Source organism: Gordonibacter sp., assembly GCF_036667095.1.
Classification (GTDB): domain Bacteria; phylum Actinomycetota; class Coriobacteriia; order Coriobacteriales; family Eggerthellaceae; genus Gordonibacter.
Window position 1 is genome coordinate 49,465 of record NZ_JAVWUP010000001.1, and the last position, 22,431, is coordinate 71,895.

Here is a 22,431-nt window from a genome sequence, read left to right on the forward strand (position 1 = left end):
ACTTTTGTGGCGGAGAAGAAGCAGGCGCTATTGTTGTTCAGCAAGCCCCCGATTCCGGGCATGGTGAAGACGCGGCTTACTCATGAGCATAACGGTATCTTAAGCCCTGAGCAGGCCGCCGAGTTCTTCAAGCGCAGCTTGTACGATGTAAGCGAGATGGCTATGCATGCGTTGGCTGAATTGCAGTACGAGAACGACCAGCTGGTGGCTGCAGACCCGACGGCCGACAAGATCACCTACGACTTCTTCGTATGCACGACGCCGGCCGAGAACGTGGCGGTCATGAAGGACACCTACGACGCGATCGGGCCGTGGCCGCTGGAGATCCACTACCTTACCGACAAGGGTGCGACGTTCGACGACCACTTCGACGATGCGTTCACGCAGATTTTCGGGATGGGCTACGAGCATATCGTGTCGGTGGGTGGAGACATTCCCACCATGCCGAAATCGCATATCTCGCAGGCGTTCAAATGGCTCGACTACTTCCAGAGTGTCGGCAACCCTGGCTTCGTACAGGCACCTTGTCAGGAATGCGGAACGTCGCTGGTGGGCTTTAGCCACAACACGCCGATGAACCACCAGGGCGTGTACTACAACCTGGACGGGCGTGCGGCACTGGACGGCTACATGGAGAAGCTGGAGGACTGCGACATCCCTTCGGCCTATCTGTCTCCCGTGGCCGACATCGACGAGGCGACGGATCTTGCGCATGCTATCTCGTGCATGCGCGCTATCAAGAAGGCGGCCGAGCACCAGACCGACCTGTTCGTGCCGCAGCGCGTGCTGGACTGGATCGACTACATGGGCATCCAGGTGAGTACGCCGCCGAACGACGAGCATGACCCGCGCCAGTACATCGACTCGGAGTAGTGCCATGGATGCCAACGAGAAGGTCGCAGCAGGCGAGGGCACGAGCACTCCGGAGGGCGGGGACGCCGAAGTGCGCACGCCGCTGCATACGACAACGGCGCTGTGTCCCACCTGCCTGCATGAGCTGAAGGCCGAGGTGTATGCCGACGCGGAGGGTGCGGTGTGGATGGAGCGCACGTGTCCCGATCATGGCAGGTTGGCGACGCGCATGTGGCCCGATGCCGATCACTACACGTGGCTGCGCTCCCTTGCCTTCCCCAAAACGACGCCGTGCAACACGATTCCGGCGAGCGCGCCGTGTCCGCATGGATGCGGCACTTGTTCGCGCCACGAACGCCGCGGTACGCTGCTGGAGATCGAGGTTACGCGCAACTGCAATCTGCATTGCCCGGTGTGCTTTATGAGCGCTGAGACCGGCGAGGGCGACCCTGCGCTGGACGAGATCGGCGACATGTACGACGTGATCGCGGGCGCTGTGGGCACTGACGGCGCCGTGCAGATCACGGGCGGCGAGCCGACGTGTCGCAAAGACTTGCCCGAGATCATCCGCATGGGGCGCGACAAGGGCTTCTGGGGCATCGAGGTGAACACGAACGGCCTGGTTATCGCCGCGCGCGAGGGGTACTTGGAAGAACTGGTGTGGGCGGGGCTCACGGGCGTGTACCTGTCGTTCGACGGACTTACCGGCGAGGTGTACGAAGGCACGTGTGGGCGCGACATCTTAGACGTGAAAATGCGCGTGATCGAACGCTGCCGTGAGGTGGGCATCCAGGTGGTGCTGTCGGTGGCTGTGGTGGCCGGGTTGAACGACGGCCAGTTGGGCGATCTTTTGCGCTTCTGCTTGGACAATGCCGATGTGGTGGCGGGGCTTGCGTTGCAGCCGGCGTTCACTTCGGGGCGCTTCGATGCCGAGCGAGCCATGCCGATGAGTGCGGGCGACGTGATCTTCAAGCTGGCCGAACAGTCTGACGGACTGGTCGCACCGCGCGACATCTGGCCGCTGGGATGCTCGAACCCTCTGTGCGACACCGGCGTGTTCTTCGTGCACGGCGAGCCGCCCGCGGGCGTCGAGGCGCATCCGTCCGGCTTCTATCCGGCTACGCGCGCTATGACGATGGAAGAGTACCATGCCGGGTATTCGCCGGACAGCCCGCAAGGGTCGGTGTTCCTCGATATCCTGGATCGGAAGGGCGTCGAGGTGGCGAGCGGACTTTCCGTGATCATCATGAACTACATGGACGCGGTGTCGATGGATACGCAGCGCCTTAGGGAGTGCTCTATGATGGTGACGGTGCCTGACGGGCGTGCCATTCCGTTCTGCTCGTATCATTTGACGGATGCGGCGGGCAGGCGGGTGTACCCGCCTTGGTGCAAGGAGGAGCTGCGCTAGATTGCTGCCCATTCCGGCGAAGCCGGAACGCGGGGTGCGACAGACGTTGGGATTGAGGAGAGGATGCCGGATGGCTGAGTATAGGATTGTGAACGATCCGGCGCGGTGCGTGGCGTGCGGGCTGTGCGTGGCGTTCTGCCCGTGCGAGGTGCTTGAGGCCGACGACGAGGGCCATCCTTTCGCGGTGCGCATCGAAGACTGTGTGGGATGCACTACCTGTTCGGGGAACTGTCCGCAGCGGGCGCTTTTGGTCGAGGCGGTGGGGGATGCGGTGTACGACCCCTTCGCCGACGAGGCGCGTGCCCAGCCGATTGTGCAGGAGCTACACGAGCAGTATGCCGAATGGCAGCGCATCATCATGGAGAAGCTGGGGCTGCGTTGGCAACCGGTGGCGGTGAGCCTTATCGGCAAGGACGAGTTGCTGCCCGACGTGCCCATGCCACCCGAGAACCAGCGCTTCTGCCAGGCGATGATGGCGGCTCGCCGCGGTGCGAGCATCCTCATGCCGCCGCATCGGCATTCGTGCCCCGACGGCACGTCCATCTTTGGCATGACCGGCGTGCCGGAGAAGCTGGCCACGGGCGAGATATACGTGCTGTTCCACAAGGTGGTGAATGCACAGGCCGCCGCGCGCATGGTGGCGGAGCGCCCGACGCTGCCGCCGAAGAGCCGACGGGCCACTTACGTCGCCCCGCTTTCGAAGACCGTGCGCGAGCCCGAAGTGGTCGTGATCACCGGCACGCCCGAGCAGATGATGTGGCTGTGCATGTCCATGAGCTACTATTCGGGACACCGGTTCGACTTCCATGCGAGTGGCTTCAACTCCATGTGCGTGGAGGCGGTGCTGTATCCCCTGACGAAGCAGGAACCCAATATCACGTTCGGGTGCTATGGCTGCCGGGCGGCCACCGATTTGGGCGAGGATATGATGTTCATGGGATTGCCCGTGGACAAGCTGCCCATCGTGGCGCAGGGCTTGACGGAGTTGGCGAAGAAGGCCATCCCCGATTCCCGTATGAAGATATACGTGCCGCCCATCATGTAGGATTCTGCGGGTCGTAGGTCCGCAGAACCTGTCGGCAGGCTGCGCGCGAAGCCGGTCCTCGAAGGGGCCGGACAGGTACCGCCGTCGCTCACTGGGCGCAGGAAAGGAACTCTTATGGCCGATGATCTGTTCACCCTGCGCGATGCGCGTGAAGGGGACAAAGGCACCCTCGATGCGTTCTGTGCAGCGGAGGGTATGGACGCGATTCCTTCGATCGAGCGGGTGCGCGTGGCGGTCAACGCCGACGATGAAGTGGTTGGTTTCATCCGCCTCGCGCTCGATGAGGGCGAAGGGGTGGCTTTCGTCAATCCGGTGATCACGCACGATACGTGGCGCGGGTTCGGTGTGGGACGTGCGCTCATGGATGAGGCGCTGGCGCGCTACGGCGAGCTGCGCCTCGTGTCGCGCGGTGCGAGTCTGGCATTTTACGAGGCACTTGGCTATGAGCGTATTTCCTGGGATCTGATAAAGATGGCGCTGGTGGACGACTGTGACCACTGCGAGATACGCGAAGAATGCGGGCCGGTGCCCATGAGGAAGAGGGCGGAGTAGGGCTCGACTGCGCTGCTCGTCGAAGGCGCACGCCGTGTCGGGAAGAGCACGCTGGCCCGGGAGTTTGGTAAAAACGAGTACCGGTCATGCCTCTTCATCGACTTTTACCGGGCAAACGACGACGTAAAGGCCCTGTTTCGCGATCTAGCTGACGACCTCGATTCGCTCTTTTCCTATCTTGCGGGTCTCTATAACGTGCAGCTTCACGAGCGCGACACACTGGTCGTGCTGGACGAGGTGCAATTCTTTCCTCACGCGCGCGCGATGGTGAAGTATTTTGTAGAGGACGGGCGTTATGACTTCATAGAGACCGGCTCCCTTGTTTCCATTAAACAGAATACCCAAGATATCTTGATTCCTTCCGAAGAAGTGTCCTTCGAGCTGAATCCATTTGACTTCGAGGAATTCTGTTGGGCGTGCGGGGAAGAGCGGCTCTCGACCCTCATCAAACAGGCCGCAGACAACCGACAACCCCTGCCCGACGCGCTGCATAAGAAGGCCTCGCGCGTATTTCAAGAGTACATGCTCGTGGGCGGTATGCCTGCACCCGTGGCGACCTATGCCGAGAGCAAGGACTTCCACGCTGCCGAAAAGATAAAGTCGCAGATACTTTCCCTGTACAGAAACGATATAGGACGCTTCGCGAAGGGCTATGAATATAAGGTTACCTCGGTGTTCGATGAGATGCCGGGGCAGCTTGCGAAGCACGAGAAGAAGTTCACGCTCAGCGCTCTTGAGGGGGACGCTCGCATGCGCACCTACGAAGAGGCGTTCTTCTGGCTGGCAGATGCCCGTATAGCCAACCTGTGCCTCAAGGCCACCGACCCGCATGTGGGGCTTAAAATGAGCGAGGATCGGTTGTCCCTGAAATGCTACCTGGCCGATACAGGGCTTCTGGTGACCCAGGCTTTCGCCGACGGCATCAGTGCGGAAAGCACGGTGTATCACGATATTCTTTTGGGGAAGCTCCAGTTGAACGAGGGGATGCTGGTGGAAAACGTCATTGCTCAAACACTGCGCGCCAGCGGAAGGGGCTTATGGTTCTATTCGTCCTCTGGCCCCCAGCCGCAAGAGCGCATGGAGATTGATTTTCTCATTACCGCTGGCAAACCGCATGCCAAGGTTGTGCCTTTAGAGGTGAAGTCGACCAAACGCTACGCGACGCTATCGCTCGACAAGTTTTCCCAGAAGTTCGGAAATCGCATCGGGGAGGAATACGTTCTTCACCCCGGCCAGCTCAGAGTAGAGGGCAAGCGCACTTACTTACCGCTCTACATGGCCTGGTGCTTGTAGCCTAATGCGAGCAACGGGGGTGTCGGGCATCCGGGGACGGGCTGTTCTTCGCGCTTGCCCCCGAAGGCTCGGGTGTTCGGTGTTAATGCGAGCAGCGGGGTGTGTCGGGCAGGTCGATGCCCAGCGCGCCGGCGGCAAGCCCACGCAACTCTTCGAGGGTTACCTGGTAGCAGGCAAGCGAGTCAATCCAGCGGCGTAGGCAGTGACGGCCCTTGTCGGTGAGCGTGAACAGGCGTTTGGCAGATCCTTCTTCTGGCGTGTCCCACACCGAGGTGACCAGCTCGGCTTCCTCCATGCGCTTGAGGGCACGGTAGATGCCGGTAGCATCGGGCTTCTTGCCGCCGAACATGGGCGAGTTTGCCGCCTGCTGTACGATGACGTAACCATGCAGCGGCTTGTCGGAGTCGGCGAGCAGGGTGAGGATGGTGGGCTGCGATAGGCGGTTGAGCGATTTGCCCAGCTCGGCGCACTCTTTCATGTCTTCATCGGATTTGGGGTGGCAGGTGCTCCACATGGGCGGTTCCTCTTTCTCGTGCAGTGCTCGGCATTCTTCGCGAGCGTTCATCGCGGAACGGTCGCGAAGAGGAGTATCGTGGGGAATAAAGCAAACACTATCATCTCATAACTATTGGCAGAATACCACTAGTGAAAACGTGAGAATATTTGCTTTTTAGCTCTAGGCCCTTCGGCTGACCCGCCCGGTCGCCCCTGCCTTTCTCGGAAGCCTCCCGCCCCTCGTGCGCTCATGAAAAAGGTGCCGGAGCGTAATGCGAGCTCCGACACCTAATCGCCGCGCTGCTGCTGCGGCCTCTTGCTTGCTGCTGTCGCTAAAGTTCGCTGGCGTACAGCTCCACCGGTCCCATGTTGCGGTCCTCTTCGACGGTCGACGCCTCGATCACGCGCGTGAGGTAGCCCTCGGCCTCGACGTAGACGCGCCAGCGGGCCGCGCTCACCTGATGGAACCAGAAGTCCCCGAATTCGTCGGCCTCGGTGGCCATGACCTCGCCCGAATCCAGGTTCTCGACGGTGACCTTGGCCCCGACGACAACCTCGTCGGCCTCGGGGTCAACCACAATGCCGGCCAAAAAGCGCTTGGGTAGGTTCAGGTAGTACGTACGCGGACGGTCGGTGTGGGCGCGCTCAGGCATGAAGGCATCGGAGGCCGCGATCTCGGCGGCGAAGTCCTCCTCCTCGCCGAAACGTAGAGCCTCGTGCGGGCACACGTCCACGCAGTGAGGCACCTCGCCCGCGTCCACCAGGTGCGCGCACCCCGTGCACTTCTGCGGCAAGGCTAACTCCTCATTCCAGAAGATGGCACCGTAGGGGCATGCTTCGACAAGCTCACGCTTGCCTTGGGCCGCCTCCGGGTCAATAATCACCAGGCCGTCTTCGCGACGATACACCGCTTCGGGCGACGCTTTCATACAGGGTGCGTCGGCACAGTGCTGGCAGCGGTGCATGAGATAGGCGATCTTCACCTTCGGCACCTGGCCACGCACCTTTTCCTCAATGCGGCACCAGAAGTGTCCCGTATCGGGTTGCGGCTTAGAAATAGGTGACCAGTCGTTATCGACGTGCTCGTCTTTGCAGGCTATCTGGCAGTTACGGCAGCCGTTGCATTTCGCCACATCGAATAGGAATACCTTTCCCATGATCTATGCTCCTTCCACAACGCGGGCGGTGGCTACCAAACCGCAGTCTGGGTCATAGTCGCGCCCGAACGCTTCGGGGTACTGCTCGGCCAATGCGAGCACATCCACCTTCTCGATGTTCACCAAAAAGCCGCTCGTCACTTCGCCGTGTGCGTGTTTTGATGTGGTTGCTGTGGGCGCGATGAGGTTGTTTGCGCCGCCGCGGTCCAAGCCGCCCTCGCCTAAAACGATAGTATCGCAGCGTGCACCGTGATCTTGGTAGACAACTTCTGGCATGATGCGTTCTGTGACGATGACGCCGCCGAGCACGGCACCGCGCTCGTTGTATACCTTCACGATGTCGCCCGTTTTAAGCCCCAGTTTGCCGGCATCGATCGGGTTGACCCAGACGGGCTCGTACTTGTAGCCATCAGGGCCGGTCACCTTACAGGTTTCTATCTCTCGGAACCACGTGACGTCGTCGTGCTGGGCATGCACGCGGAAGTGAGGATGGTTTGACACCAGCAGGAAGGGGTACTTACGGCCACGCGACAGGTAGGCGCGCTCCTGGTGTCCTGCACCCTCGTCCACCCAATGCGGGATAGGGCCGCGCTCCTGATCGTCGGGGAAGTGCTGCATGAGCGAGGTGGAGTAGTATTCCAGTTTGCCGGACGGCGTACGCAATGGATGCTTCTCGGGGTCATCGTGGAACTGTCGGATGCCGGCAGGAATGTCCTTCCAGTCCTCGCGTGTGGGGAAGGCGTAGTACTGCTTCTCTTTGAACTCCTCGAAGGTGAGGTCCTCGGGCACGCCGCTCGTTTCGAAGCCTACTTTGATCCACTCGTCATCGGTTTTGTTGCCCAGGTAGTTGGCGTGGATGTTCTCGTAGATGCCACCGAACTGTTCAAGGGCGCGAGCCACCTCGGCCACGCACTCCTTGTCGGACTTTGATTCTCCGAGGGGATGGATGGCTTGGCGCTCGTAGAATACGACGTTCCACTGGCCTGAGTCGCAGTCGGTGCCGATGTCCTCAGTCTCGAACTTGGTGTTTGAGGGCAAGATGATGTCGGCGAACAAAGTGTCGTTCTCCATCCAGGGATGCTGCACCACCACGCATTCAATGGATTCGTGGCGCAGCGCGTCCTGCATCTTGAAGCCGCCGTTCCAGCAGGTCTCCCAGCACGGCGAATCCGACCACACCATGTGAATGCGGCTGCCACCTTCAGGCGGGAACGTGTAGGGGCCGTCGAACTGGTCTTCACGCGGGAACCCAGCGCCAATGTGGCCGTACCACTGCACAGGTGGGTTCACAATGGCTTCGGGGATCATGGTCTTAGGGATGAAGCTTGCTTTCGTTCCGGTAACATAGCCGCGATAGGCGGCGCCCAAACTGGGGATGTGCACCGAAGGCGGCAGCGGATCGAGCGTGGGGATGCCGAAGAGCGTCCACTCCATGAACTTGAACTGGTTGGCGCCGGGCTTACCCACACCTTGCATGCCTAAGAGGGCCACTTCGAGGCGCGCTGGCTCGTGAGCGAAGCATGAGCGGATGAATGAGCCGCCGTTGCAGTGGGCTATGGACACGGCATGTTTGGCCCAGTAGCGGGCGAAGGCCTTGATGGTGTAGGAAGGCACGCCGCAGATCTTCTGCGCCCATTTCGGTGTCTTGGGAACGCCGTCTTCGCCGCCCAGCACGTAATGCTTGAAATTGTCGAACCCTATGCTGTGCGTGTCGAGATAGGCTTGGTCGTACGTGCCTTCCGTGATCCATGTGTGGGCGATGGCCAGCTGCAGGGCGGCGTCGGTGTTCGGCAACACGGGAATCCACTTGTCGGCATGCACGGCGTTGGTGTAGTTCACGTCCGGAGAGATGTGGATCTGCTTGATCCCTAAATCGGTGAACCAGTAGCACAGGCGGCTGGCCAGGTAGCCGCCCCAACCAAGCGGCGTGGTCTCGGGGTCGCAGCCCCAGAACAGGACCGCATCGCCGTTTTCGACAACATCCTTGATGACGTTGTTCTGCTGGTTTTGCTGGCCGAGCGGGTCCATGCCCCAGATGTGCTTGGCGCCCCAGTACCAGCCTTCCCAGCTGTCGGGTTGGCGGGCTTGCAAGGTGAACCCTCCGCAGAGGTCGAGCAGTTGGGTGATGCAGCCATGTGCTGCATGGACGATTTTTGTCTCGCCATGTCCGTCGATCTCGCAGAGGATGGCTTCGGGGGCGTACTCGTCGTGCATGCGTTTGATCTCGCTGGCAACGATGCATGAAGCCTCATCCCAGCTGATGCGCTCGTAGCCGCTTGTTCCGCGGGTGCTCGGGTTGCGCTCGCCGTTCGGGTCCCAGTCCACGCGCTTTAAGGGATACGGGATGCGGTTCTTGGAATACACGCGCTTCTTGTAGCACAGCGACAAAGGCGAGATAAGCGTCTTGAAGCCCGGCTCGAATGTCTGGCCGCGCGCCTCCAGTTTCCAGGCGTTCAGCTCCTCGGGGGTCTGGTGCTCGTCGAAGTGGAACGGACGGATGCGCAGGATCTTATCCTGCTCCTCGTCGATGTCCACGGTGCATGCGTTCGCACCAAGCCCGAAGCTGTCGAAGCCCAGGCCCTTCACGATAGGCGTGCCCTTGGTGTTTTTGGTCATGCGGACATCTCCTCTCCTTGCGGCGTGACGATCTTCTTTGGTATCTTCACCAGCAGGCCGCATACTGCGCAGGCAGCGACGATCACGGCGACGATGTAGAACGCGATGGTACAGCTGCCCGTTGCGTCGAATATCGCGCCGCTCATGATGGGGAGCGTGGAGGCAACCACGGTCGTGATCATAATGCCGGTGCCGAGATTCTTCGAGAACGACGAGGCTCCGAAGTAGTTTGCCATCGCCGTGGGGAACACGGCGTTGACGCCGCCGAACCCGAAGCCGACGCATATGTAGTACACGTAGAGCATGGAATCGTTTTGTGCCGTTGCGCCTGCCAGTATGCCGATGACCAGCACCACCGTCGACGCGACGATGAGACGGATGGGCTCGATGCGATCGGAGACCAATCCTAAGAGCAGCTTGCCCAAAAGGCTGACGCCGCCCATGATGGCAACGCCCGCGACAATAAGGCCGTTGTTGAATCCAAGCGAGGTGAAGTGGATGACGCCCTGCGAGATGGCTAGGGTATAGGCGGCGAACCCGCCGGTGGCTGCAAGTGATATCAGCCAGAAGTACGGCGACCTCAGCACGTCCTTGAACGGCACGGTCCCCATGTTCTTATAGACCTTAAAGCCCTTCCCTGCGGTGCCGATATCGCTCGGGTCGGTTACACCATCGGGGTGCTGACCAAGGTCGGAAGGTTTGTTCTTGACGAAGAGTACGGCAACGGGAATGAGTATGACGCTCAGGCCCACCAGAAGATACCAGCCGCTTTGCCAGGTTCCGCCGGTGGCGCCGATGATGGCGTTGATAACGGGAGGGCCTATGAACGAAGCGCTGGCACCGATAACCATCATGGCGGTCATTGCCACGCCGCGCCGCGCGATGAACCAGTCGCCGATCGTGCTCTGTACCGCAACCTGGCCGACCATCATGGTGGCGGCGCTTGTGACGACGCCGAATGCGATGAAGTATGCGAGCGGCGAAGACACGAAGAAGATCAGGAAAAGCATGGCTGCAAGCATCACGATCGCACCCATCGTCATGCAAAAGCGTGCGCCCTTCCGTGAGATAAGCGCGCCGACAAGTGGTGCGGAGAGGCCTTGCACCAGCACGAAGACGGAAAAGCCTGTACCCAATATGGTGGCGTTCATGCCGAGAGAGGCATCTTGCAGCATGAGCGGGTTGACGAGGGTTGCCGTCGGCAAAACGATGCCTGAAGAGCAGAAGTACATGAACCCGAGCACCACGATCAATGGATACCCGTAAAATGCCTTGCTGGTCTTCGCACTCCGTTGGGGCACGGCAGTGTCGAAGCCTACGTCTTCTTGTAGCGCGCTGTCGTTCATGGCGGCTTCTCCTAGCGGTTGGGGTCGGTGCGGGGGGAGGGCGTTGCGGAGCAGCGGACTCTCTTCCAGCTTGGCTGCGGGCGATCTTGCCGGAACGTCGCGGGTGAACTTGCGCAGCACGATGTTTGGGCAAGCCCCTTTCCTAGCTCCAGTATTTTGCAGTTGGCTTGGATAATCTACCTGCAGTAGGGATGAAATTGGTTTTACGACGGGTTCCTTGTCATACCGAAATGCTGACAAACGCAGTGGAGGCAGCACGGGTTCTGCCCATGCCGCAGGTGCGCGGCAGACGGAGGTGGGCGCCACGGCCCTGCTCGTCGTCGTTTTGGCCCGGCCCTCGGCTCTCCGCTGCGTCAGCTGTGAAGTATACGCAAATGTGGACGGATCACTTGCTTTCTCCCTTGACGATGCTATACTGCCGAAAGAAAAAACTGACTAGTCAGTCAAAAAGGAGCAAACATGGAAGAGGTAGAGAGCGGAAACGTGCTTGCGGCGAAAGCTGCGGGTGCGGTTGGCGCGGGGTCGGTGTCAGATGCCGTCGGGAAAGCGTGCGCTCACGTTGTCGGTGCGGCTTCGCCCCCGAGCGCCGCCACGGCGCCGCTGTCCGTCATGCGCAAACCGCGCGAGGAGGCCTTTCTGGTCGCACGGGGTTTAGAGCTGAAAACGATCCGAGGCTACGCCTACCGCGGGGTCGATCTCGACGTCGGGCGCGGCCAGGTCGTGGCCGTGCGCGGGCGCAACGGCAGCGGCAAGACGGCGTTGCTGCTCACGCTGGCGGGTCGCATGAGGTTCACGAAGGGCTCGCTTGCCGTGGGCGGGCTGGAGCTGCCGCACAACCGTGCCAAGATCGAACGTCGCGTGGGTCTTGGCCTGGTGGCGGGGTTAAACGAGCTGCAGGAGAATCTGACGGCCGCCAATGCGGTAAGCGCCGAGTTCGGGTTGTTCAGGCGTCCTTCGCGTCGCGAGCTGGTTGTGGCGTACCTCGATGAGTGGGATCTCGCCGAGGTGGCGGAGGTGCGGGTGAAGGACCTTACGGCCGAGAAGCTGGCGCAGCTAGGCATCGCGCTTGCGTTTGCGGGCGGCCCTGATGCCGTGGTCATCGACGATGTGGAAGACCAGCTGACCATGTCGCAGTCCGAAGGGTTGATCGACCTGCTCAAGCGTGCTGCGCGCGAGCGCAACGTGGCTGTGGTCGTGGGCGTGATCGAGCGCTCGCTGGGCGAGCGCGCCGATGCGTGCATCTATCTTGAAAAGGGAGGCGAGTAACCATGGCGTTCAAAGGTGTGCGCTACGCCGGGCTTGAGTGGAAGAACATTACGGCATCCAAGATCATGTGGATGGTCATCACTGCCATCGCTATCATGCCGCTTCTGTACGGCGCGCTGTACCTGGCGGCGTTTCAAGACCCCTACGCGCGCCTAAACACAGTACCGGTGGCCGTGGTGAACGAGGATAAGGGCGCGGTCATCGCTGCGGAAAGCCGCAATCTGGGCGACGACGTCGTAGACGAACTCAAGGGCACCGACGATGGCTTGCAGTGGAACTTCGTTTCGGCCGACGAGGCGCAGAAGGGCCTTGAGGACGGCAGGTACTTCATGACGTGCACGGTCCCCGCGGACTTTTCCGCAAGCGTGGCATCGGTGGACGGCGATGCTCCCGAGAAGGCGAAGCTCAAGATAGAGTACAACCAAAGCGAAAACATGCTGGCCTCCCAGATCGGCGAGACTGTGTGGAAGGAGGTGCGCACCCGCATGAGCGGCACCGTGTCCAAACAGTATTGGGAGACGGTGCTGAACCGCGTGGCCGACTCCGGCAAGGACATCCGCACGGCCGCCGACGGGGCCGGCACGCTGAAAGACGGCTTGGTCACGGCGAAGGACGGCAGCCAGACCATTACGACCAACCTCGGCACGCTGAAAGACGGCGCTGCGTCGCTCGAGAGCGGTCTGGGCACGTTGGCTGGCGGCACGTTTACGCTTAGCCAGGGCACGCGTTCTCTCGTATCGGGTGCGAACCAGTTGAAAAGCGGCACGTCGCAGGTGTCTGCAGGCGCATCGAGCGTCGCAGGTGGCGCGTCGCAGCTGCAAGCGGACGGCACGAGCGTGCTGGCGGCAGGCGCGGGTCAGCTGGCGCAGCAGACCGCAGCGCTTCCCGACAACCAAAAGGTCCAGGAAGCTGAGGTGGGGTCGCAGCAGATCTCCGGCGGCATCGAAGGGCTCAAGGGTGCGGCGGGCCAGCTGGCAGCAGGGGCGTCGGGCTTGCAAGGCGCAGCAGGGCGGCTGTCCGGCGGCGTTGCAGGCGTCAAGGGCGGCGTTGCCTCGCTGTCGGCGGGCTTGCAGGGCGTCGGCGGTGCCGCCCAGTCGCTGTCGGGTGTTTTGACCTCGCAGGACCAGGCGCTTCAAGCGGCGCTCGCGGCCATCGGCGACACGAACCCTACCGCCAAAGCGGCCGTCGAGCAGGCTGTCGCCGCCAATGCGGGCGCGCAGCAGTACGCCCAGGGCATCGGTGCGGGCGTTTCGGGTATGCAGGCAGGCATCGGCTTTGCGAACGATACGGGTTCAAGCACCGTGAACGGCGGGCTCAACCAGCTCGCTGCCGGTATCGGCTCGCCCTCCGACGCGACGGATGCCACGCTCTTTGGTGGCGCGAACCTCATGGCCGCCGGCATCGGCGCGGCGTCCGACACGTCGTCCACGACGCTCTGCGGTGGCCTGAACAACTTGGGTGTTGGCTACGACAACCTGTCGTCGCAGCTGCTTCCGCTCGTGCAGCAGTCGCCGGCCCTTCGTGCAGCCATCCTGCGGATCGACGGCGGCGCTTCGCAGGTGAACGCCAACATGTCCACGCTCGTGGCGGGTGCCTCCCAGGTTGCCGGCGGTGCCAACCAGGTGGACGCAGGTGCCTCATCGGCTGTGTCCGGTGCTAACCAACTGAACGACGGCGCCACGCAGCTCGCCTCCGGCGCGACGAGCGCCAAAGACGGCTCCGTGCAGATCGCCTCCGGCGCCACGCAGCTGCAAGAGGGCTCGGCCACGCTCACCACGGGCCTGCACGATGCCGTGGGCGGTTCGGGCGAGCTGTCCGAGAAACTGGCCGAGGGCGCCGACACCGCCGCCGAGCAGACGTCCAACATCAACGGCAAGTCCGAGGTTATGAGTTCTCCGATCGAGCTTGCCAACGACTACTACACCACGGTGAAGAACTACGGCACCGGCTTCGCCCCGTACTTCATGGCGCTGGGCCTTTGGGTGGGCGGCCTGGTGGCGGGCTTCGTGTTCAAGCCCCTCAACAACCGCCTTATCCTTTCCGGCGGCAACCCCGTCATGGTGGCGTTGGCGAACTACCTGCCGGTAGCGTTCTTCTCGCTCATCCAGGCCACGCTGCTCATGGTGGTGCTCCAGTTCGGCTTGCAGCTGCAGATAGACAACGTACCCGCGTTCTATGCCATGGGCTACCTGACCGCGCTCGTATTCGCGGCTATCATGCAGTTTCTCATGGCGGCGTTCGGGTTCCCCGGCAAGTTCTTGGCCATCATCCTGCTCATGTTGCAGCTCACGGCGTGCGCCGGCACGTTCCCTATCCAGACGACGCCGGACTTCTTCCAGGCCATCAGCCCCTACATGCCCATGACGTACGTGGTGGAGGGCATGCGCCAGATCATGGCGGGCTTGGACTACGGTGCTGTGGCCTTCTCGTGCTTCGTGCTGTTCGCCATAGGCGCGGTGTGCTTCGCGCTGACGTGCTTCGTGGCGTATCGCCGACGCACGGTTCGCATGGAGGACCTGCACCCGGTGCTGCAGCTTGGTTGATGCCCTCGTGGCGGATGGCGCGGTAACGTATAATGAAGCGGTCCGGCGCGCGTGTGGCGGACCGCGGAGGTGGAGACATGGCGGGAAAAAACGAAGCGGCACCTCGGTGCGCAAAGGGTGCGAAAGCGGCGGTGCCCTCTGGTGAGGCGACGCTCTCTGGCGAGGCGGCGACGATTGCGCGAGCGGGAGCCACGGAAGAGAGAGCGGCCGTGCGCAGGAAAGATGCGGAGGCGTTCGATACCCACACGGACAATGCCGAAGGGACGGCGGCGAAGCGGGGCAAGCCTGCGCGACGCAGTAGCAAGGCCGATGCGACGCGGCGGCAGTTGCTGGGTGCCGCGTTGGCCGTCATAGGCGAGAAGGGCTACTCCGCAGCTACGGTGGACGAGATCGTAGAGGCTGCCGGCGTGTCTAAGGGTGTGGCCTATTACCACTTCAAGAGCAAGGCCGCTATGGCCGAGAGCATTCTGGAAGAGGGGATAGATCAGGTTATCGGAGAGTTCGAGCGCGTTGCCGAGGCCGCCCCGAATGCGCCCGAGGCGCTCATGGGCATGATAGAGGCCTTCGCCACCCGCATTTTCGAGAACAAGGCGTTCGGACGCTTTTTCGTGTCGGAGCTGTGGCGCGAAGGGCGCGTGTGGTCGGGCAACATGCGCGGTTTCGAGCACCGGCTGCTGCATCTGATAGAAAGCCAGCTGACGCGTGGCCAGGCCGAGCGTTTCATCCGCCCCGAGATCGATGCAGCGTTCGAGGCGGTGGCGCTGGTGGGCATGGTGCTCACCACCACGCTCTACTATCTGGTGGATGACGATCGTCCAAGCGACGTTCAGGGCGGCTCCTGCACGTTGGCCGAGGCGTTCTCCGAGTCCGACGTGCGGCTTGCGAAAGATGCGTTTATTGAGCGCATTTGCGATTTCGTGCGCCACGCGAATGCGTGCCCAGGCCTCTTGTCATAGAATCGCACGGGTTTCGATGCCTTCGTCGCAGCGAATCCGGGGGGACCTGCCGGGATCGATGCTGCGGTAGGATTGGGAAAGTTTGCATGCTTTTGCGGCGTATGCCGCCGGAGCCAAAACAGCTTAACGGGCAGTTTGCGAAGGTTTTGCATGCTTTTCGGCGTATGCCGCCGGAGCATGCGTGTTCGGCGGGGTAGGTGCACCGGGGCAGGCGTTTGCCGACTCGCGTCGGGGCGTCTCCCGTGTAGTCGCGTTTGGTTTAGGGTAGGTAAGGGAATCCTGCGAAGTTAGCAAGGGGAAGGCAGAGAGGGAGCATTCGATGCAAGAAGCGAACATGCCGGTAGAAGGTGCGGTGGGCCTAGGCGTAGACATCGTGGAGATAGCCCGCATGAAGGCGATTCTCGCGCGCACGCCCCGCTTCGCCCAGCGGGTGTTCTCGGAAGACGAGCGCGCCTACTGCGAGTCCACCGCAGTGCCCGAGGTCCACTTTGCCACGCGCTTCGCCGCGAAGGAAGCGGTGGTGAAGGCGCTCGGCACCGGGTTCTCGCGCGGGATCGGCGTGCGCGACATCGAGGTGCGTCGCAATGCGAAAGGCCGGCCCTATGCCGTCCTGTCCGGCCGTGCTAAGGAGATTGCCCGCGAGCAGGGCGTGCGCGAGCTGCCTATCTCGCTGTCGTTCACCCATGCCGAGGCCGTCGCCTGCGCCATGGCCATCACCGAGGATTCTCTGCGCGCGGCCGAGAAGCGCGTAGACCCCATGGAAGAGCTGGCGAAGCAGTTCAAAGAAGCCCGCGGCATGCTCGACGAGCTAGAGCCGAAGCCGGCACCTGCGAAGGGCGAGGCTGCGCAGTAGACGTCGAGAGGCCAAGAAGCGCAGAAGCCGTTCCTCGGACTTTTTGAGGCGATGCTGTGCAGATTTTTCGTTTTCCCGCCTCAAGGAAGCTTCCTCTTCGCCGGACTTCCTCTAGCTCGCGTAGTCTGATTTTTGAAGCCGCAGGTCAGAGGAGTGTATCCTCCGATATGTTTTTTGAAGGTACTAATCGACTTGCATGAAGGCGCAAAAAACACCTTCCTCGATGCCGGAAAACGAAAATTTTGCACAGCATCGTCCGTTTTTTCCCGCTAAACCAGAATTGGCGCGGTCGTCGTGGCTGCATGCCGGGCAAGCTGCTGAAAAGATACCACGATCGAACAGGCGCTCTTACCTGTTTAGCGGAGGACGCCTGTGTTTCGCGCCCTGTTTCGCGCCCGCGCGCTCCCAGCGCAGGCGTACCGGGCCTCAGTGGTTTGCGGCATCACTTGCCTTGAGGACCCCGTTAGGAGTCCTCTGCCTGCCTCCGCAAGCGTTGCAGGTGGAGTTCGTTTTGCTGCGATAGGGAGTTCGAGGATCTTGTTGTGCTGGGATTCTTTCGGCACGTGAGACATGGTTTCACTATTGCGGGGTGTCACCTTCATACCCCGACTTCGGGGATATCGTTCGACCCAGGAGATACGCTCTCAGTTCGAATTGCTTTGATACAAAGTCTTTGCTGCGTGGTTGGATGCGCTTTCCCAGGTGGCGGGCTATCTGGCGTGATGCTCTATCGAACTCCGTATAGTTGTTGATCTGCTTCTTTGTTACCGACAGCATGGTCATGCCCAGTGAAGTGAGGGCGTTGCGTCGCCTCGAGTCGCTTGCGATGCGTTCGGATCCTGTGTGGTGGAGATCGCTGTCGTACTCTACAGCGAGCTTTCTTTCCGGCCAGCAAAGGTCGCAGCGGTAAAAGCTCTTGTCGGACAGCCGTCGGTTCCTTCTATCGGCGTTTCTGCGGAAGTTGAGCTCTGGTTTGTCCAGCCCGTAACCGCCAAGTGCGCAGGGAAGGCAGAGGAGCATGGTAAGGGCGGTTTCACGAGGAGATGCTGCGTTCGGTACTACGAAACGAAGAGCCCGCTGCGCAAGTTTGGTTCCGTGCAAGCCACCGGAGCGATCGGAGAACTTTCGAAGTTTCTCAATGCTTGTCAGCGGGTGCCTTGGGAAGAATCCCCGGGGGCCGTTGTCCGTCAGCGAATAAAGCCCGCAGAACTCGAAACCGAGCTCGATAAGCTGGGGGAGTGTGAATTGCCCCGCCATTTGAATGAAACATAATTCGGGAGAGCTGACGTATAATTTGCCGCTGCCGCATGTGGCGATTCCGACGAGGGCGCCTTCCGGCAATTCGATGATGCTGGTATGGTGCACAGCTTTGCCGGTTGGCTTCCTCGCTTTACTTCCCCGAGCAAGTACATGCACGGGCTCCGACAGCACTCCGTACTGTCGGAGCCCAAGGTTTTCAATTTGAGCGAGCGAGGGCTGCTGGCGATCAAGCGTGCGTGCTTTCGCTGTGCAAGAGGAATCCTGTTGCGGGGGCGTGGATGAGCGCCAGTATTCCAGCGCGGAGTTATGGCTGATGACGATTTTCATGCAGGCAGTCTATCATGACTTTGACGTGCTGTTATCCACAATTTTTCCCTGCTTGATTGCAGCTGAATCGGTGTTGGATCCATGCTGGATGCGTGCTTGGATGTTGACGGGCTTTTGCTGGATGCGTGCTGGGACCTTGCTGGATCCCTGCTGTCGTTTCGCTGGATCCCTGCTGGAAGAACAGGGGGTTTCGCGGCAATCCGCTGTGCGAACCCGGGGCTTGCCGCAAAAGCGACGGGTCGCGGACAGATCGAGGAGCACTGCGGATGCATGCGATGGTGGCCGTCTTTATTGAGCGGCTGCACTTCGGTATTGCTTATGCACTTCGGCAGTCCAGATGGCGCTCGGCGCGCATCGAAGGCGCCGAGGGTTTCAGCTAGGCGCTTGCCAGCTCGGCTATGGCGGCGGGGATGCGCTCGACGACGTCCTCGGCGGTCGCGGCGATGGCCGAGAGCTGCGACGCGGCGATACGTCCCGCGCGGGCATGCAGGTCGGTACCGAGCGCAACGGCATCGAGGGTCGCGATGCCTTGAGCGAGCAGTGCGCCGATCATGCCGGCGAGCACGTCGCCCGTTCCGGCTTTTGCCAGTGCGGCCGTGCCGTGGGCCATGCGCGCGACGGTTTCTCCATCCGAGAAGTAGGTGTCCGGGCCTTTTACTACGGCAGTGACCCCGAAGGCGAGCGCGAGCAGGCGCGAGAGCGTAGCGGGATCGTCCGTGGGCAGTGCGTATGCGTGCGCGAGGCGTGCGGCCTCGCCGCCATGGGGCGTGACGACGGTATCCCAGCCGTTCAGGAAGCGCCGTTCGAGCAGGCGCTGCCCCTTTTCCGAGGCAAGTGCTCCCAAACCGCCGCCGTCCACCAGCACCGGCATTCGCGCATGCTTCAACACGAAATGCACCAGATCGCCTGAGGCCGCGTCGTCGGCATCGAACCCGCTGCCCACGATGCAAGCGCGCGGCTTGCCCGTCGTTGCGGGCGCATTGATGCTCGCGCGCTCGCTCCAAGGGCGCACGACCAGGGAGGGCCGCCAGGCTTGGACGATACCCACGACGTTTGGATCGGTGAGCACTTCGGTATAGCCCGCTCCTGTGCGCTGGCCCGCAGAGGCGGCAAGGCAGGCGGCGCCGGGATAGCGCACGCTCCCGACTACTGCGGCGAGCATGCCGCGTGTGTACTTATTCGCATCGTCGGCGGGCAGGGGTAGGAGCGCTATGAGCTCGTCTTCGCTGTATTCCCGAACAGGTTCCATGGCACCGCCTTCTCGTGAGAAGCAATGCGCCTATTCTAGCGCGCTTTCGCTGTTTGTGCGAGCCGCCGCGCTGTCTGAGGTGATCGACCGGTTGCCGCACGGCTTGGACACCCGGCTTGGCGAGTTGGGCGAAGGGCTTTCGGGTGGAGAGTGGCAGTGGCTGGGGTTGGCGTGCGCCTTTCTCCGAGAGGCGCCGCTGCCGGCCTTTTGTGCGGAAACGGCTGGTAACCGTGCGTAAACGTCTCTTCGGCATCCTTTGCATGAAGCGTGCGTGCGGTACAATAGTCGGTGATCATGGCAGTGGTGCGCGCGGTCGATGGCGTGCTGCGCGGAATACTCGACGAAGGAGCGTGGCGCATGGAGACGGCGAAGAAGAGGGACTGGGGACTTATTGTTGCGGGCATCCTGCTGGTGGTGTGCGCGTTCTTCATCATGTTGATGCCGGGGCTTACCCTAGTTACCCTCACGGCCATTGCGGGCGCGGGCTTTCTGGTGTCGGGAATCTTCGATATCGTCAATTACGTGCGCTTCCACAAGCAGATGAACCTGTCGGGTTGGGCGATCGCCTACGCAGTGCTCGATATCATCCTCGGCCTGATGCTGCTTTTGCATCCGCTGGCGCTTGCGGGCGTTATCCCCTGGATCGTGGGCATCGGGTTTGTGGTGTTCGGCATCTTCGAGATTGTCGGCTCCATCAAGATCAAAGGTACGGGTGCGCCTCTGTGGGGCTGGATGCTGTTCTCGGGTATCATCAGCGTGCTGTGCGGCATCACGTTCTTCGTGAATCCGGCCACGTTCAGCATCTTCCTTGCGGTGTTTGTGCTGATGCGCGGCATTTCGTTGGTGTTCTACGGATGGAATACCAGCAAGGGAGTGCTGGCTTAGTGCCCAAGCCCGCTGCTAGGCGGAGCGTGTCCGATTCAGTTCGTTGTTTTTGCGTTGTCGGGTCTTAGGGAACCGCGACCTTGTCGGCGCTGCGGCGGCATGGCGTGATAAAATCAGAGTGAAAAGACGAGAAGGCCCCGCGTTCGGGGCCTTCTTCCCATACCGGGCATAACATCGACGACGGAGACGGCTATGGCAGACGAACAGCAGAACTTGCTCGACGAGCGAGCGCTTGCCGAGGCGACGAGCGACCCGGGTGCGCGCATCGAGGCGCTGCGCCGCGAGATCGAGCACCATACCTACTTGTACTACGCCCAAGACGCGCCGGAGATATCTGATGGCGCCTTCGATTCGCTTATGCACGAACTGCGCGAATTGGAAGCGGCCCATCCTGCATTCTACGACGCGGCCAGCCCCACCCAGCGCGTAGGCGGGTTCGTAGGCGAGCAGTTCGCGCCGGTGCGCCATGCGCGGCGCATGTACTCGCTGGACAACGCCATGGACCTGAGCGAGCTGGACGCCTGGATCGAGCGCGTGACAGAAGCGTTCGGCCGCATGGTGCCGGTAGTATGCGAGCTGAAGATCGATGGGTCGTCCATTGCGCTGACCTACGACGACGGGCGGCTGGTGCGTGCCGCCACGCGCGGTGACGGCACGACGGGCGAGGACGTGACGGCGAACATGCGCGCCGTGAAAGACGTGCCGCTGCGTTTGCGGCCCGGCACCTCGTCGGGGCTGACGAATGCTGCTGCCCCCGTGGAGCTGCGTGGCGAGGTGTATCTGCCGAAGTCCAGCTTCGAGGCGTTGAATGAGGCGGCTGTGGCAAACGGCAAGCAGGCGTTCGCGAACCCGCGCAACGCCGCCGCAGGCAGCTTGCGGCAGAAGGACGCCAGCATCACCGCAGGGCGCGATCTGTCTACCTTCATCTATGCCGTGGCCGACGAGCGGGCGCTTTCCGTTTCCGGTCAGTGGGAACTGCTGCAGTGGTTGCGCGAGGCCGGGTTCCACGTGAACCCCGATGTCGAGCGCTGCGATACGGTAGCGGCGGTGCATGCCTTCTGCGAACAGGCCATCCTGCGCCGTGAGAGCCTGCCTTACGAGATCGACGGCGTGGTGGTGAAGGTGGACTCGTTCTTGCAGCAGGAATCTATGGGATACACGGCGCGCGCCCCGCGCTGGGCCATCGCGTTCAAGTTCCCCCCCGAGGAGAAGACCACGCTCTTGCGCGATATAACCGTGCAGGTGGGGCGCACGGGCAAGCTCACGCCGGTCGCCGAGATGGACCCTGTGGTGGTGGCCGGCTCCACGGTGGCGCGCGCTACGCTGCACAACGTAGACGAAGTGCAGCGCAAGGACGTGCGGATGGGCGACACGGTCATCGTGCGCAAGGCGGGCGACGTGATCCCCGAGGTGCTGGGGCCGGTGCTGGCCCTGCGCCCGGCCGACGCTGCCGTATGGCAGATGCCCGAGCGCTGCCCGTCGTGCAACTCGCCGGTGATTCGCGAGGACGGCGAGGTTGACTACCGCTGCATCTCCATCGACTGCCCGGCCCAGGCGCTTGAGCGCCTGCTGCACTGGGCCAGCCGGGGTGCGCTGGATATTGACGGCATGGGCGAGGAGATCGTCTCGCGCCTGGTGGAGTCGGGCCGGGTGAGCGACGTGGCCGACTACTACACGCTTGACGAGACCGAGCTCGCACTGTTGGACATGGGCCGCGTGAACAAGGACGGCGAGCCCATCCGCCTGGGCGAAACCGTGGCGAAAAAGCTGGTGGCCGCCATCGACGCCAGCCGGACGCGCCCGTTCGCCCGCGCCCTGTTCGGTCTGGGCATCCGCCATGTGGGGAAAACCATCGCCGAGCTTCTGGCAAGCACGTACCCCACGATCGAAGCGCTTATGGTCGCGAGCGAGGATGACCTGGCTGCCATCGACGGCATCGGCCCGAAGATCGCGCGCACGGTGTACCTGTTCCTGCGCACGCCCGACAACGTGGTGGTGATCGAGCGTTTGCGCGAGCGCGGCGTGTCGCTTGAGGACTGTGCGCTTGAGGTGGGCGAGGAGTTGCCGCAAACGCTGGCGGGCCTCACGTTCGTGCTGACGGGCAGCTTGGTGGAAAGCGGGATGACCCGCGACGAGGCGGGTGCGGGGCTGAAGGCGCGCGGCGCCAAAGTGTCGGGTAGCGTGTCGAAGAAGACCAGCTTTGTCGTGGCGGGCGAGGCGGCCGGCAGCAAGTACGACAAAGCCGTCGAGCTGGGCGTGCCCGTGCTGGACGAAGCGGCGCTGCTTCGTATTCTGGAGATCGGCGAAGTGCCTGCGGAGGCGTAG

18 protein-coding genes are annotated in these 22,431 nt (G+C 62.0%); 12 read left to right on the forward strand and 6 right to left on the reverse strand.

The annotated features are described in order from the left end of the window. The first annotated feature begins 6 nt into the window (after window positions 1-6). The 5 genes from RR842_RS00210 (at window position 7) to RR842_RS00230 (ending at window position 5,153) form a co-directional block, all read left to right on the forward strand. Window positions 7-873, forward strand: a complete 867-nt coding sequence (locus RR842_RS00210) for a DUF2064 domain-containing protein (protein WP_332512116.1) — start codon at window positions 7-9, stop codon at window positions 871-873. Window positions 874-877: 4 nt separating this feature from the next. Then, window positions 878-2,263, forward strand: coding sequence for a radical SAM protein (locus tag RR842_RS00215; protein ID WP_332721991.1), 1,386 nt, complete (start codon window positions 878-880; stop codon window positions 2,261-2,263). 70 nt (window positions 2,264-2,333) lie between these two features. Next, the gene (locus tag RR842_RS00220; protein ID WP_332553540.1) at window positions 2,334-3,308 is read left to right on the forward strand and encodes a DUF169 domain-containing protein; all 975 of its coding nucleotides are present in this window, start codon (window positions 2,334-2,336) and stop codon (window positions 3,306-3,308) included. Between the two features lie 114 nt (window positions 3,309-3,422). Then, entirely contained in the window at window positions 3,423-3,860 is a 438-nt protein-coding gene (locus RR842_RS00225; RefSeq protein ID WP_332711489.1) for a GNAT family N-acetyltransferase, read from the forward strand. A gap of 12 nt (window positions 3,861-3,872) precedes the next feature. Continuing rightward, entirely contained in the window at window positions 3,873-5,153 is a 1,281-nt protein-coding gene (locus tag RR842_RS00230; protein WP_332728774.1) for an AAA family ATPase, read from the forward strand. 82 nt (window positions 5,154-5,235) lie between these two features. Here RR842_RS00230 and RR842_RS00235 read toward each other — a convergent pair whose 3' ends face one another. The 4 genes from RR842_RS00235 to RR842_RS00250 form a co-directional block, all read right to left on the reverse strand. Then, window positions 5,236-5,667 carry a PadR family transcriptional regulator gene (locus tag RR842_RS00235; protein ID WP_332512110.1) on the reverse strand — a complete coding sequence of 144 codons (432 nt, stop codon included), beginning with the start codon at window positions 5,665-5,667 and terminating at the stop codon, window positions 5,236-5,238. Between the two features lie 313 nt (window positions 5,668-5,980). After that, window positions 5,981-6,805 carry a 4Fe-4S dicluster domain-containing protein gene (locus RR842_RS00240; RefSeq protein ID WP_332512109.1) on the reverse strand — a complete coding sequence of 275 codons (825 nt, stop codon included), beginning with the start codon at window positions 6,803-6,805 and terminating at the stop codon, window positions 5,981-5,983. Between the two features lie 3 nt (window positions 6,806-6,808). Next, entirely contained in the window at window positions 6,809-9,421 is a 2,613-nt protein-coding gene (locus tag RR842_RS00245; RefSeq protein WP_332512108.1) for a molybdopterin-dependent oxidoreductase, read from the reverse strand. Beyond that, window positions 9,418-10,767, reverse strand: a complete 1,350-nt coding sequence (locus RR842_RS00250) for an MFS transporter (protein WP_332512107.1) — start codon at window positions 10,765-10,767, stop codon at window positions 9,418-9,420. The genes RR842_RS00245 and RR842_RS00250 overlap by 4 nt, the downstream gene beginning before the upstream one ends. 459 nt (window positions 10,768-11,226) lie before the next feature. Between RR842_RS00250 and RR842_RS00255 the strand changes: the two genes are divergently transcribed. From RR842_RS00255 to acpS, 4 genes are all read left to right on the forward strand, one after another. Beyond that, window positions 11,227-12,033, forward strand: a complete 807-nt coding sequence (locus RR842_RS00255; protein WP_332728769.1) for an ATP-binding cassette domain-containing protein — start codon at window positions 11,227-11,229, stop codon at window positions 12,031-12,033. 2 nt (window positions 12,034-12,035) lie between these two features. Then, window positions 12,036-14,576 (forward strand): YhgE/Pip domain-containing protein, encoded by a 2,541-nt coding sequence (locus tag RR842_RS00260; RefSeq protein WP_332728770.1) that lies wholly within the window; start codon window positions 12,036-12,038, stop codon window positions 14,574-14,576. 77 nt (window positions 14,577-14,653) lie between these two features. After that, complete coding sequence (locus tag RR842_RS00265; RefSeq protein WP_332512104.1) at window positions 14,654-15,532, forward strand: TetR/AcrR family transcriptional regulator; 879 nt, start codon at window positions 14,654-14,656, stop codon at window positions 15,530-15,532. Between the two features lie 319 nt (window positions 15,533-15,851). After that, window positions 15,852-16,385: a holo-ACP synthase gene (gene acpS, locus RR842_RS00270; RefSeq protein WP_332518386.1), complete on the forward strand. Its 534-nt coding sequence runs from the start codon at window positions 15,852-15,854 to the stop codon at window positions 16,383-16,385. 579 nt (window positions 16,386-16,964) lie between these two features. Here the strand turns inward: acpS and RR842_RS00275 are convergent. Beyond that, a complete protein-coding gene (locus RR842_RS00275; protein WP_332728771.1) occupies window positions 16,965-17,972 on the reverse strand; it encodes a hypothetical protein in 1,008 nt (335 codons plus the stop codon). Between the two features lie 376 nt (window positions 17,973-18,348). Further along, window positions 18,349-19,221: an NAD(P)H-hydrate dehydratase gene (locus RR842_RS00280; RefSeq protein WP_332728773.1), complete on the reverse strand. Its 873-nt coding sequence runs from the start codon at window positions 19,219-19,221 to the stop codon at window positions 18,349-18,351. On the opposite strand from RR842_RS00280, the gene RR842_RS00285 reads away from it, so the two are divergent. From RR842_RS00285 to ligA, 3 genes are all read left to right on the forward strand, one after another. Continuing rightward, a complete protein-coding gene (locus tag RR842_RS00285; RefSeq protein ID WP_332554114.1) occupies window positions 19,220-19,459 on the forward strand; it encodes a hypothetical protein in 240 nt (79 codons plus the stop codon). The genes RR842_RS00280 and RR842_RS00285 overlap by 2 nt on opposite strands. A gap of 56 nt (window positions 19,460-19,515) precedes the next feature. Further along, a complete protein-coding gene (locus RR842_RS00290; RefSeq protein ID WP_332512096.1) occupies window positions 19,516-20,106 on the forward strand; it encodes a DUF308 domain-containing protein in 591 nt (196 codons plus the stop codon). A 192-nt stretch (window positions 20,107-20,298) separates the two neighbouring features. Next, window positions 20,299-22,431: an NAD-dependent DNA ligase LigA gene (gene ligA / locus RR842_RS00295; protein WP_332521420.1), complete on the forward strand. Its 2,133-nt coding sequence runs from the start codon at window positions 20,299-20,301 to the stop codon at window positions 22,429-22,431.